The 13,859-nt window shown below is 57.2% G+C and carries 8 protein-coding genes; 4 read left to right on the forward strand and 4 right to left on the reverse strand.

From position 1 onward, the window contains the following. Positions 1-45: 45 nt before the first annotated feature. On the reverse strand, positions 46-846 hold the full coding sequence (locus tag ACY1JZ_RS17295) for a response regulator (protein ID WP_270167731.1): 801 nt from the start codon (positions 844-846) through the stop codon (positions 46-48). Continuing rightward, the gene (locus tag ACY1JZ_RS17300; protein ID WP_270167733.1) at positions 815-2,617 is read right to left on the reverse strand and encodes a cache domain-containing sensor histidine kinase; all 1,803 of its coding nucleotides are present in this window, start codon (positions 2,615-2,617) and stop codon (positions 815-817) included. Before ACY1JZ_RS17300 ends, ACY1JZ_RS17295 begins: the two co-directional genes overlap by 32 nt. A gap of 169 nt (positions 2,618-2,786) precedes the next feature. Here ACY1JZ_RS17300 and ACY1JZ_RS17305 point away from each other — a divergent pair, with 169 nt between their 5' ends. Next, positions 2,787-4,235 carry a catalase gene (locus tag ACY1JZ_RS17305; protein WP_462630283.1) on the forward strand — a complete coding sequence of 483 codons (1,449 nt, stop codon included), beginning with the start codon at positions 2,787-2,789 and terminating at the stop codon, positions 4,233-4,235. Between the two features lie 361 nt (positions 4,236-4,596). On the opposite strand, the gene ACY1JZ_RS17310 is transcribed toward ACY1JZ_RS17305, so the two are convergent. Beyond that, on the reverse strand, positions 4,597-5,568 hold the full coding sequence (locus ACY1JZ_RS17310; RefSeq protein WP_462630284.1) for a hypothetical protein: 972 nt from the start codon (positions 5,566-5,568) through the stop codon (positions 4,597-4,599). After that, positions 5,565-5,717, reverse strand: coding sequence for a hypothetical protein (locus tag ACY1JZ_RS17315; RefSeq protein WP_462630285.1), 153 nt, complete (start codon positions 5,715-5,717; stop codon positions 5,565-5,567). The genes ACY1JZ_RS17310 and ACY1JZ_RS17315 overlap by 4 nt, the downstream gene beginning before the upstream one ends. A 334-nt stretch (positions 5,718-6,051) precedes the next feature. Here ACY1JZ_RS17315 and ACY1JZ_RS17320 point away from each other — a divergent pair, with 334 nt between their 5' ends. Genes ACY1JZ_RS17320 through ACY1JZ_RS17330 form a run of 3 tightly spaced genes read left to right on the forward strand, consistent with a single transcriptional unit; the run spans position 6,052 to position 13,854 of the window. After that, complete coding sequence (locus ACY1JZ_RS17320) at positions 6,052-7,857, forward strand: vWA domain-containing protein (protein ID WP_270167738.1); 1,806 nt, start codon at positions 6,052-6,054, stop codon at positions 7,855-7,857. Between the two features lie 22 nt (positions 7,858-7,879). After that, complete coding sequence (locus ACY1JZ_RS17325) at positions 7,880-11,269, forward strand: tubulin-like doman-containing protein (protein WP_462630287.1); 3,390 nt, start codon at positions 7,880-7,882, stop codon at positions 11,267-11,269. 2 nt (positions 11,270-11,271) lie between these two features. Then, positions 11,272-13,854 (forward strand): transcription initiation factor TFIID, encoded by a 2,583-nt coding sequence (locus tag ACY1JZ_RS17330; RefSeq protein WP_462630288.1) that lies wholly within the window; start codon positions 11,272-11,274, stop codon positions 13,852-13,854. The last annotated feature ends 5 nt before the right edge of the window (positions 13,855-13,859 follow it).

Below are 13,859 nucleotides of genomic sequence, written 5' to 3' on the forward strand. Positions count from 1 at the left end.
GCTATGCTGCTGAATACCTCATTCGTAGCGTTCTGCAGGGACGTATCAGACCTCGGGCTTCTGACTCCAGACCTCGTGTCGGTACAGGCCGGGGCTGTGCCCCTCATACTCCTTGAACAGCTTGCTGAAGTATTTGGCGGTCTGGTATCCGACCCGCTCGGCTACCTCCGTCACCGGCAGATTCGTCTGGAGCAGCAGCTCCTTGGCCTTCTGCAGCCTCATCCGAGTCGTATACTCGCTGAACGTCATCTGCAGTTGCTCCTTGAACAAGACGCTGAAGTAGCTCGGGTTGAGATGGACATGCTCGGCGACCTCGCGCAGCCCGAACGGCTCGCTTAGATGCTGTGCCATGTAGTCGAGCGCTTCTCTGACCGGCTCACTGAGGGGGGAGGTCGTCTCGCTGTGGTGCAGCAGCTTCAGGTCTGCGATATGCTGCAGTCTGACGGTACGATTGCGCTCCTCTGTCGCCTGCAGCGCCTGCTCGACTGCCGCGATCAGCTTCTCCTTGCTCACCGGCTTGAGCAGATAGTTCACAACGCGCAGCACAATCGCTTGCTGGGCGTATTCGAATTCAGCATAGCCGGAGATGAGGATGACCGAGGGCTGAACAGGCAGCGCCTGGTCGGCAACTGCGCGGGCCAGCGCCAGCCCGCTAATCTCCGGCATGCGAATATCGGTAATGAGCAGGTGTACCGACTCGCGCTTCATAATCTCCAGCCCCTCCTGCCCGTTCTCAGCGGTGCGGAAGTTGCAGCGCCCTCCGCTCCAGGCCTCCAGCATATTTTTCAGCCCGCGCCGTGTACGCGGCTCATCATCAACGATCAGGATCGTCTTTGTCGCATGCATGCTGCTTCACTCCTTTACTGGTTAATGGTATGGCTAGGGTTGCGATCGTGCCGCCGCCAACTCGTGCGGCAAGTCGCAAGCCAGCTACAGCTTCCGGCTTGCCCTGGCCGAAATGCAGCAGCACCCGCTGCTGAATATTCAATAATCCCATGCCCGCCCCCGAGGAAGCGGGGGAGAGGGCTGAGCTGCTATGCAGTGCCGAGACGATGCTTCGCAGCCGTTCCTCTGTCATGCCACCGCCGTCATCCTCAACGGTGATATGGAGCAGGTCATCGTCCCGACGTGCGGTAACCGCGATGAACCCGGCGCCGAGCTTGCGCTCCAGCCCGTGGAGAACAGCATTCTCCACCAGAGGCTGAACGAGCAGCTTGGGGAGGCGGATGCTGCTGCAATCTGGAGGGACATCCAGCCGCCAGGCGATCCGGTCATCGAACCGGAGCTTCATAATATCCAGGTAGCGCTCGATATGCTGGAGCTCCTCGCTAAGCGTCACCCATTCTCCCTGACCGGGAGTGGAGATTGTATAGCGGAACAGATCCGCCATCTTGACGACGTATTCCGCCAAGCTCTCCTCTCCCTTCTCCTGTAGCGACCAATAGAGCGCCTCCAGTGTGTTGAATAGAAAATGCGGGTGAATCTGCGCTTGCAGCGCCTTAAACTCCGTCCGCGTCTGCAGCAGCTCCTTCTCGTAGACCAGCTCGATCAGATTGTTCATGTGCTCGACCATCTGGTTGTAGGAGTAGTGCAGCTCATTAATCTCGATCGTGGAGGAGATGTGTGATACAGGCTTGAGACCGCCCAGGCGTGCGCTGCGCATCGTCTTGATAAGCTTGAAGATCGGGCGTGTTATCAGGGTAGATAGCGCAAAAGACAATAAGGCGAACAGTATGGTTCCGATGCCAGCCGATACTAGGATCGCTGTGCGCAGCACCGAGATGCCGCCTGTAATCTCATGGATTGGCGTAAGCAGCAGCAACGTCCAGCCGGTGACCTCAGATTGCTGTCTAACCTGCATATACTGTTTGCCTCCCAGCGTTACGACTGGTCCCTTGGCGTTCATCAGTTCAATTAGCTTGGCATTGGTGAAGGTGGGATCGCTGGTGGCAATCAGGCTGTTATTGCGCCCGGCAAGAAGCATCGTCTCCGGGCTGCCCTCGCCGCCAGCCGCATGGCTGATATTGAAGATGTCCCGTTTCATTCGCACCAGCAGGAACCCGCCCGGCTCGAACCAGTGATCGATCAAGCTGATGCTGCGGATGGACAGCACAGACTCCGGGTCGCTCGGATCGAGTCCGATCCAGACGATGCGCCCGCGGCTGTTGCGCGCCGTATCGACCCAGGGACTGCTGACGCGACTGAGCAGCCCGTCACCGTCCAGCGGAAAGAGGCGCTTGCCCTGGTCATTGTATAGCTCCACCGACTGTACGCCCTCCGCGTAGGCCTGCACCAGCTTGACGCTGGAGACAAGAGCCTGACGCTCGGAGAAGGTTGCCATCTTGCCGTTATACTCATTGAGAAGCACCTGCTGAACATAGGCGCTCGTGGCGACCTGTGTCGTGAGCGAATCGATCTGTGTCAGCACCGCTTCGAGTCTGCCGCTGGCCTGAATCGCCGTCTGCTGCACATGCTTCTCTGTATTGTCCTGCAACAGGCGGGATACGGAATCGAACGTGATCATGCCGACCAGAGATAAAATGATCAGCATCACAAACAGAAAGCCGAATAGCATCTGATTGCGCAGTGTGTTGAAGCGATGTCTGCTGAGCCGCATGGTAGATTCACCTCCGAAATACATTGTTTGCGATTACATTTGTATCACAGAATGGAAGTGATTGTCTCTATATATTTCTATTGATTTTTATCGCCATTTGAAATAATATGATATAAGTTATTAATTTAGAATTATTATAATTTAATAAACAATAAAAGGAGTGGTGGGAATGAATCGCTTGACCACTAACCATGGCATGCCGATCGGCAACAACCAGAGCTCTCGCACAGCAGGTCAGAGAGGGCCCACCTTGCTGGAGGATTATCAACTGCTGGAGAAGCTGGCTCATTTTGACCGGGAGCGTGTCCCGGAGCGGGTCGTTCATGCGCGCGGGGCAGGCGCTCACGGTATCTTCACAGTCGCTCACAGCATGAAGCGGTATACCAAGGCGCATTTCCTGCAGGAGGAGGGCCAGGAAACACCGGTATTTGTCCGATTCTCGACGGTCGTGCATGGTCAGCACTCGCCAGAGACGCTGCGCGACCCGCGCGGCTTCGCCGTGAAGTTCTATACTGAGGAGGGCAACTACGACTTTGTAGGCAATAACCTGCCGGTCTTCTTCATACGCGATGCGATGAAGTTCCCGGATATGGTGCATTCGCTCAAGCCCGATCCTCGCACCAATATTCAACATCCTGACCGCTACTGGGATTTCATGTCGCTGACGCCCGAATCGACAAATATGCTGTTGCATCTGTTCTCGGATGAGGGGATACCGGCGAACTATCGCCAGATGCGCGGCTCCAGCGTTCATGCATTCAAGTGGATCAATGCTTATGGCAACAGGGTGTATACGAAGCTTAGATGGGTGCCGAAGCAGGGGGTTAACAATCTGTCTGCTGCGGAGGCGGCACAGATTCAGGGACAGGACTTCAACCATGCCAGCCGTGATCTGTATGAGGCCATCGAGCGCGGGGATTATCCACAGTGGGAGCTGTATGTGCAGGTGCTTGACCCGGCCGATATGGACGGTTTTGATTTTGATCCGCTCGATCCGACCAAGGATTGGTTCGAGGAGGATGTTCCTTACCAGCTCGTTGGCACGATGACCTTGAACCGCAACCCGGATAACGTCTTCGCAGAGACGGAGTCATCAGGCTTTAATCCCGGTGTTGTCGTGCCTGGCATCGAGCCGTCGGAGGACAAGCTGCTGCAGGGTCGGCTGTTCTCTTACTCGGATACGCAGCGCTACCGGATCGGGCCGAACTACTTGCAACTGCCGATTAATTGCCCGTTCGCCCAGGTCAGCAACAACCAGCGCGATGGCGCCATGCCGATACGGCAGCAGAACGAGCATATTAATTATGAGCCGAACCGCTACACGCATACGCCTAAGGAAGATGCTGCTTATGAGGACATAGGCTATCCGGTGCACGGGCAGGCGGAGCGGCGCACGCTCGCCAAGACCAATGACTTTGGACAGGCAGGTCAGGTATGGCGCCGTTATACGGCTGCGGAGCAGGAGGCGGTCGTGAATAATCTCTCCGCCGATCTGGAGCCGGTGGCAGAGCAGACGAAGCTGCTTGCCATCTGCAACTTCTATCGTGCAGATGCCGAGCTGGGACAGCGGCTGGCGGATCGACTGCAGCTCGATATTTCACGGTATGTGCAGCGATAGTAGGGAGGGCAACAGTCGGAGCGCTGGCTACGGCTTGGGTGTCACATCGGAGCGATGGAGAGGACCAAGCGAGTCGGCGAGACGGGAGCATCGCCGAGCATGCCGCATCGGTACTGCATCGGTATCGCTTCGCGAGCGCATGGCTTGTGATGCCTACGCATCCTAGATTGCAGAGATAACATGAGCAAGCGGGAGCACGCTAATGCAGCTCAAGACCAATCAAGAGGGGTCTTTGGTGCAAGATAGCGTGCTCCTGTTTGCGCTTGCTCCCAGGATCGCGTTGCTGAGCCTTGCTGAGGTGAATAACGTGATGCAGCAGCCTGTCCCAGGCTCGGCCACGGGCAGTGGCAGGGGGGCGCGGCTAGTAGCGGCTGGCGGCGGCAAGATGGCTCATGCTGCTCATCCGGTCGAAGTCAGGGTCATGCCGATACTGCTCCTGATAGATTCGGTATACCTCTGCCCCAACCTCACCCCAGTTGCGATGCGGATCGCTGTGCACAATCAGACAGAGCCGGAGGAAGCGCTCCTTAGGCAGCAGGCGGGCATAGCGAATGACAAGATGGGGATACATCGTCACGTACCGTTTCATACGCACCGCGGCCCCTGTGACCAGCGCCATAATCTTCTCGCCTTGCGGCATGCGCAATATCTGCAGCTCATGGACGAGGACATAGCGAAAGGTTCGTTCCTTCAGCAGCTCCCGCTTGATCTTGGCAATCTCTCCGATATACTGGGCCAGATCAGGACTGAAGCGGCGCAGCAGCAGCGGCTCAAGCATCAGATCCATATCCTTGCGCAGGATGAAGGATTGCAGCAGCACGATCTGATCGATCCGCAGTTGCTCGGTGTGGACGAGCAGCCCAACCTCCCGCAGCATCTCATACGCGAGCGGCTTATCCCCTTCCTTGAACACGACGACAGCGGCTTCATGATCCATCGCCAACCCTTCGACCAGCGCTTCCTCATGACCGGCAAATAGTTGATGCAGTTGTATTCTGTATTGCGCCTCGGATTGTTTGTTCTGCAGGACGACCAGCAGGATGAACAGCACCAGTCCGCCGGCTCCGGCTGCAGCCCATTCGAGATCGCTTCTGCCCAGCGCGATCGCAGCCGCCCACAGCACGAGCGCAAGGATGCGTTCCTTCCACACCTTGCGATGGCGCAGTGCCTCGGCATGCTCCTCCACCGGCACCAGGCTAGGCTTGCCGCACGCGGCGCATTCCTCATCGCCAAGCACTGTGAATTCTCCGCAGCGGCGGCATATTTTCAACCTCTGATACGCATAGCGCGTTCGTTCGTATGGTCTGATCTGTACGGGAATCTTCGTAGTCACTCGCCCTCACCCTCTCCCTTCCGCAGTATCGACAGTACAGTCTTCTCCACCTCGTCCTCCGAGGGGGCGCGGCGGCTGCTATAGGTATAAGCGATCGCCTTGGATACGACAAAAAGAAACAATAGTCCCAGACATACGTATGTAACCATAGGAAGTTCCTCTCTTGCAAGAAAGTGATTTATAAAAAATGATCCGTTATACTAACAGTATAACATCATCAAAAGCGTGGTGAACAAGCAAGGCATGGAACGGGCAGCCTGACTGACTTTTGAAGAGTCTGCTCTAAGAAAATTGCCGGGATGTGCCGAACTGTGACAGATTTTTATAAAAAACTAAGATTTTTATAAGGTTTCACCTTTATACTATGCTTGATGACTGCTGCGCTACGGCCTGTTGTCCCGGGTGACAAGCATGCAGCCTGGCGCTACCCATGCGGCTCATGCTGCCCATTATACCGTTTTTATTCACAAAAGGAGCTGTGCCATGACTTCAAAAATAACACCCAAACGAATAGATGTCCCCGCCGCTGAGCGGGTCGCCCCGCTGCTTCTGCGATTGCGATCAGCTACACTGCTGCTGCTGGCTGTACTGCTCATCGTCGGGTGCTGGCCCCACACGGCCACAGCCGCCAGCTCATCCTCGAAGCTTGATGCGGTGCTGGTGCTTGATGTCAGCCATTCGATGAGCACCAGCGATCCGAACAATATCGGCAATGAAGCGATGAAGCTGTTCATCGACATGCTGTCTGCGCAAGGGGACAGGGTTGGCATCGTTGCCTATTCGCAGCAGATTGAGCGCGAGAAGGCGCTGCTGGAGATCCGGTCGGCTCAGGACAAGGACAATCTCAAGGGCTTCATCGACCAATTGAACCGCGGCTCCTACACGGATATTGCAGTCGGAGTGAAGGAGGCGGTTCAAATCCTGCAGGATAGCGGGAATACGGGCCATGAGCCGATGATCGTCCTGCTCGCGGACGGCAACAATGAATTCAATCCCAAGTCCGGGCGCAACCAGGCCGAGTCGGATCAGGATATGGAACAGGCGCTCTCCATAGCCGAGCAGCAGCAGATTCCGGTCTATACGATCGGGCTGAATGCCGACGGCAAGCTGAATAAGGAGGCGCTGGCGGCGATTGCGAAGAGAACCGGGGCCAAGAGCTTCGCGACGGATACCGCAGACGATCTCCCGCAAATCCTGAGCGAAATCTTCGCAAGCCATATGGAGCTGAATATTGTCCCCGTCGATTCGATCACAGCAGATGGCTCCTATCAGGAGGTTCCGGTTAAGGTGCCTAACGCCAATGTACTGGAGGCAAACATCTCGATTATGTCGTCGAAGCCTGTCGAGGCGAGGCTGGTCGATCCGTCAGGGGCAGAGGTGCCGATTCCGTCTGATCATGCGCTGCTCTCCAAGTCGGCCAGCTACTCGCTGATCAAGCTGCTGACCCCGGCTGTGGGGGAGTGGAAGCTGCAGGTCAAAGGGGTGCCCAGAGACAAAATCGACATTAATTTCGTCTTTAACTATGACCTGGAGCTGGAGATGGCGCCACTCAAGTCGGCAGTGCTCAACAAGGGCGGCTCCGTTGGCATCGAAGCCTATCTGGTCAGCGGCGGCAGCCGTCTTAAGGATGCGGAGCAATATCGCAACATGAAGGCCATGCTGCTCGTCAAAGATATGGATACAGGGAATACAGAGCAGATCGAGCTGGACAATACAGGAGAGCAGTTCGAAGGGAGCTATAAGCTGCCTGAGGAGCATGATTATGAGCTGGTTGTCAGGGCGGAGGAGTCGAGCTTCTACCGTGAGACGGCTCCAGTGCGTGTCAGCGCCAAGCCAGGCGCGGCCGGAGCAGCCGAGGCGTCGTTCCCGCTCGTCAACGTACTGCTCGGAGCAGGCGCGCTCGTCGCGCTGCTGGCTGCCGCCTGGTTCATCTGGCGCTATATGAAGCAGGCGCGCCGCGGCTTCGTCGGCCAATTGGTCATCGAGATTCGCGATGAGAACACAGGCGATCGCACGACGCCGCAATATCGGCGGTTATCTGCCTACAAGGGCAAGATGACACTGCATCAGATGGTGCAGCTTGCGCCGGAGCTGAAGGAGACGGAGCGGATCGTATTCAACCCGGCTCCCGGCGATCGTATCCGGCTGCTTAATCAGTCGGGCTGCGCCATCGAGCGCTCAGGCCGGGCGCTGGATGCGAGCAAGGGGCTGGAGCTCAAGAGCGGGGATCGCATAACAGTGCAACTGCAACAAGTAGATAAAACTATATTCGTAGAATATCTCGTATAAATCGAGCACGGGGGGATGCAGGATGAAACCAATCGTCAGAGAGCATATACAGCAATTGGATGTATCGCTTGGAGGCGGCATCGTCAGCGAAAAGATCAGGGTCGATACGATCGACAATCCGATACTGATCATCGGGCTGGGAGGCACAGGCATCGACGCGCTGCTGCGTCTCAAATACCAGATCAACCGCCGCTTCCGCCTGCCGGAGGACGCGGCTTCCAGACGCAAGCGGGACAAGCCCGATAACGTGGAATTTCTCGCGTTCGAGACGAATGAGCAGGATCGCAACAAGAAATACAAAGGCATCGGGCTCGATCCGATCAATGAATTCGTGCTGCTGTCTAACCCTGAGGTGGGAGGGCTACTGCAAAACCGCAGCATTCTGGAGCCTTACATTACAGAGTGGCTCTCGCCGGAGCTGTCGATTACCGATGGCATGAACGGCGCGGCAGGTGTGCGCCAGGCGGGACGGCTGCTGCTGTTCACGAAGATCAATCAGGTGGTTCAGAGCATCGACAAGAAGATCAAGACGCTGTCGGTCGGCACGAACAAGAAGCTGATGGTGTTCCTGCTGACCGGCTTGTCAGGCGGAACAGGGAGCGGCAGCTTCCTCGACATCTCTTATATCGTGCGCGGCATTATCGAGCGTGATCATGGGGCGGGGGGCGTTGACCGGGTCAATATCCTGGGTTATCTGTTCACGCCGGATATTAACCTGGCGAACAAGAGCCTGAGTGAGCATACCCGCGAATATATCAAGAAGAACGGCTATGCTGCGCTCAAGGAACTGGACTACTGGATGAATGTGGATGCCCGCGGCGATCGGTTCAAGCAGCAGTACGGCAGCATTCTCAGTGTGAATTCGCCATTGCCGCCATTCAATCTATGCCATCTGATCTCCGCGACCAATACGGAGGGCAAGCTGCTGGAGAATGCCTACGATTATTGCATGAATGTCACGGCGGAGAACATTACGAACTTCATGGCGAGCGAGGATAAGCAGTCGGGCGAGGAATTCGCCATTCATGACTATATCAGCAACATTCGGACCAACATCGCCCAGATGAACAAGCTCTACCCGGCGAATTATGACTACAACATTATTGGAGCGTCATCGGCAGTGCTGCCGATTGAGGAGATGACCACCTATCTGGCTTATCGGCTGTTCAACAAGATGGACAAGATGTTCGCCAAGCAGCCGAGCCAGGAGGATGTTGAGAAGTTTGCCCGCAAGCTGGGTGTCGATCTGGATTCCATGGTCAAAAACTTCGAGTCGCGGGTGCCGGAGCCGCTGCCTGGCTATGAGAACAGCGAGCGCCTGAGCTACGCCAATGTGATCAAGCTGCAGGTTGTCAATATGGACACCGAGCTGGAGCAGAGCTTTCTGACACGGGCGCGCGAGGAATATATCAAGGCGAAGAAGCAGCTCCCAGGCGAAATTGTGCAGCAGTTCACCGAGCAGATTCGCCGCATGTTCCTTCATCCAGAGCAGGGGCCGTTCTATGTGTCGCGGCTGCTCTATAACGAGAAGGGCTTCTGCCTGCTGAAGATGCTGCTCTCCTACATCGAGACGCTGCGCGAGAGCCAGACGCGGCTGCCGCGCGACATCGAAGCGGCTCGCGAGCAGGCGGAGGAGCGGATGGGCGATGCGAAGAGCGCCTTCGTGTCCAAGGACAAGAAGAAAAACTACTATATCGAAGCCAAAATTAATGAATACTGGCTGCATGCCGATGTCGAGCGGATGGAGCAGATGATTGAATTCTATGAGGATCTGTATGAGCTGCTCAATAATGAGAACAACCGCATCTACAAGGTCTTCACTGAAATTTTGAATGTGCTGAGCGGCATCTTCTCCAAGAATGGCGATCTCTTGCTGAGCGGAGACGAACAGCTCGATCACCGCGGCAACAAGACCTACTATTGGAATCTGGTCAACGTGCCGGATATATCGGATATGATTACTCGCATGATGGACAAGCGGGATGGCGACGATCTGATCCGCGACTTCGCTCAAGAGCTGCTTAACCGTTCCAATCAATGGGTGAAGGAGCAGGAGATCGACATTATCGGCTCCATCTCGGAGTTTCTGACGGAGAAGTTCGGCGACCTGATCACGAAGTCGATGGAGGAGTTTCTGGTTCTCAAGTATGGCAATGATGAGCCGGTGGAGAAATTCGTCGAACGACAGATTGCCAGTAAGCTGGATGAGGAGGCCATCCCGGTGTTCCATCTGAGCAACAGCTCGGGCAACCTCCACTTTCCATCGTGGGGCTTCGTCTCCGTGCCCGTCAAGGCGCCGAGCATCCTCAAGGGGATACGCAACTACCAGAACAATGCGCTGGGCAAATCGCACTTCACGATCAAGGAGAGCGAAGTGAAGAACCGGATCTTCTGGCTCAATACGAAGAACGGGGTGCCTCTGTTCGTCTACACGCCGCTACGGGTATATGAGGAGAGCTACGAGCGGACGATTCTGGATAAGGAGGGCATCGGGCGCCATCTGGTACAGACGGATAAGGTGAACTGGACCTATCTGCCGTCTCCGATCCCGGAGAAATCCTGGGGCGATACGTACATGAACGCGCGGGTGCAGGCCTATAACGCACGGGTACGCGCCGAATTCGATCGGGCGCTGGCGTTGGGCGTCATCGTGGAGAAGGGGCAGGATAACACGACCAGCAGCCGCTACTCTGTACGGTTCACACAGCCCTTCCAACTGGAGGAGCTGCTGTCCGGCTACGCGATGCAGTCATCCACCGGCAAGCCGAATCTGGGCGAGGTGAAGCGCGCGCAGGCCGAGCTGCGCAGGCTGCTGGCTGAAGGGCTTCCACAGGCCGGGGAGAAGGATATATTCGGCAGTCTGAATGAGGAGCTGGCGAAGGAGAACCTGATCCGCTCGCCGGAGCTGCTGCTGCGGGTGCGCCAAGAGCTGGCCACATACGAGGCGATAGAGTCGAAGGCGCGCGAGCTGGAGCAACTGCTCGATGCTCATCAGAGCGAGGGGCGGGCGATGGATCAGTTCATCGAGGCGTTGTACACGGGCACCATTGCCAAGAAGGGGGCGCTCTACGTGTATGACCGCGACCCGGAGGAGGAGCCATGGTCGCCGTTCGCCAATCTGATGAAGAGCGGCGGCTTCGTGGAGTTCGAGGTGTACGAGAGCTTCGGGCGGCTGGAGGACAAGCAGCGGGCGGCATTGCTCCGCAAGGCGTCCCGTCGTGTCAACGATCTGACCGCAGCGGAGGATACTGCGCCGCTGGTAGCGAAGCTGGAGGAGCTGTATGGCTCGTTCCTGGATGCCCGCGAGCGGTTGGAGTACGAGCGGATCGAGCTGGCCAGAGGCGAGGAGATGTACTTATTCTATCGGGAGATGGCAAGCAGATTGCATGACATCCTCAGAAGGTTGAGATAGCGATGAGAGCGATGCTGGAACGGTATGCGGCCGAATATGCGGCGGCCGAGCAGCGGCAGAGCGGACGCGGGGATGATCAGAGCAGCATCCATTACCCGACGGTATTCCTGTTCATCGGTGATCTGGCTGCCGAGGCGATCGAGCCGATGATCCTTGCCCATCGCCAGAGATGGGACAATAGTGAGGGAGTCGTCTACCTTCATGTGGGCGTAAGCGGTCTGCAAGGGGCGGCAGGGTCTATCCGTGAGGAGCACAGCCGCGCAGACACGGGCGGCGCGGAGGAACGCTCTGTGCTCGTCCGGCGTACAGGATCAGACAGCCCAGCGGAAGCTCAAGCCGGGGGTAGCGCTCCAGGGGGGCGGGCACCTGCTGCTGCGTATAGCGCTGCGGAGCCGAGAATGACGGAGAATGCGGCGCAGGCAGCGATCGTGGGGAGGCAGCAGGAAGCAGCGCTTATTCGCGTGCAGCTTGCACGGCTCGCTCCAGCGCTGGAGGATAGCCATAGCATGCGCCGCGAGCTGGGACGGCTGTTCCATGAGGAGCGCAGTTGTCTGGCGGAGCTGAACCGCGCTTTTCGGAGGGTCGGTGACATCATCGCAGACTATGGGCGAATGTATGTGTCGTTCGACCGTCTGCATCTGGCAGTCATTACGCGGGCTGATGATTCGCTTAATGTGCTGGTCCCGGACATTGCCCTGCTCGCGGAGTCGATTCTGATGCAATCATTCAAGTCGGTGCAGAAGGATCTGTACGTGCTATTAAATGAACGGGAGCAATCGGATCACTATGCAATGGCTGGCGCGGTTGGCGTCAGCTTTCTGCGTGAAGTGGAGGCGATGCAGCAGTCCGACTACACCTATACGGCGCAGCTTAGGGTGACAGGAGATGGATTGTCCATCCCGGTCAGTCATCCACCCTCGCCGCTGTTCGATCTGGTCTATATGCTGTCGGACCGCAACGAGAAGGGCGTCGCCGCCTGGAATGGCATGGAGACCAATTATGCGATTATCAGCCACATCATGCTGCTGAAGAACAGACAGCGGAAGGAAGCGGCTGAGGCGATGCAGGGCGCGGTGTACAACAATGCTGCGTTCCGCAGCAGCCTGCTGGCGGACTCGGGGAGGTATGGTCTGGTCTCGGCTGGACTGGCGGTTGTCAACCGGCCTAACGAGGCGATTGCGCTGACGGTGCTCTATCATTTCACCCGTCAGCTCATGCAGCGGCTGAAGCAGGTGCACGAGCCGGAGCCGCGCGAGCGCCTGGCCTTCTTCGCTGTCGATCCGCTCTCGCTGTCCGAGCTGCTCGGACGGCTTCTGCCGCCGCGGGAGCAGGTGGGCGATATGAACGCGCTGCTGACCCGCAGCGGCGTCAAGTATGAGCACATTCGGCGCATGACGCTGAGGGAGGCAGAGCAGGAGCTGTTCGGAGATAGCTGTGAGCGGTTCTTCGAGACGCATTTCCGTGCAGCGGCGCGTGAACGGCTGACTATGCTCCAGCCGCAGGAGCTGCTGAGGGGCGCGCTTGCGCGGCAGCTCGCGCAGTGGCCGCAGATCAGCTTTGTCCAACTGGCAGCCTGGACAGATGAGCAAGGCGGAGCGGATAGCGTACTGCATATGCTGCATACACGTATGAGGGATATGGCGCGTGAGCAAGAGCAGCTCCGGGATGAATGGGAGCAGTACAAGTATACACAGGTGGAGGAGCTGCGCTTTCAGAAGCTGCCCATGATGGATAAGCATAATCTGCGCGCCTTCCTGAGGCAGTTCTTCGAGCAGGTGTATCAGCGCGCCTGGTCGCTGCTGGAGCTGGAGACGGAGCTTGCTGTCTGCCGCATGCTTGCTGGAGCAATAGAGGAACTGCATGAGCAATACCAGGCTCAGGTTCGCGAGCTGGAATGGCTGGCGGACACCTTCCGCGAGGCTGCGCTGGCTGCGATCGAGCGGACCGACCGTTATACCGGGCAGAACATCTTCGAGTATTACGATCGGGTAACGGCAGAGGTGATGCTGGAGCTGGAGAACCGTCGCGGCGCTGGAATCTGGTTCGATGATCGCTATGTGGGCGGCATTAGCCGTCAGTTAGAGGAGGGGGCTAGCAAGCTGGCACAGCGGCTGATGATCATCTGCCGCAAGGAGGTGCTGGGGGCTTCGCCGTTCTCGCGCACCTTCGAGGAGGAGCTGCTCGACCGGGCGAATGTATCGATCGAGTACAGCAATCGTCAGGCGCTGTCCAAGGAGGAGCTGTTCGGCCGACTGATGCGAACGCTGGATGAGCAGGCAGCCATCAATATCCGGTTGCTCGACTATACACATGAGCATCGCTATGAGGAGCAATATCTGTTCGGAGATGGCCGCAGCGAGTTCGTGCGGTATGCGCTCAAGGAAGGGGAGGGCTCGCTCGTCCACAGGCTGGGCTGCGTGCATGAGAGGCGCACCAGCGGCGTAGATAAGCTGAGCCTGATGGGCGGCTTCCATGTGGAGGATCTGATGTTCTATCGCAACAGCAGAGTTTATTATGAGACCTATGCGCAGAAGGGCTGTCAGTTGCATTATATGGAGCAGGACAAGCTTCCGCAGCTACGCTAATCATG

This window comes from Paenibacillus sp. J5 (assembly GCF_054955055.1).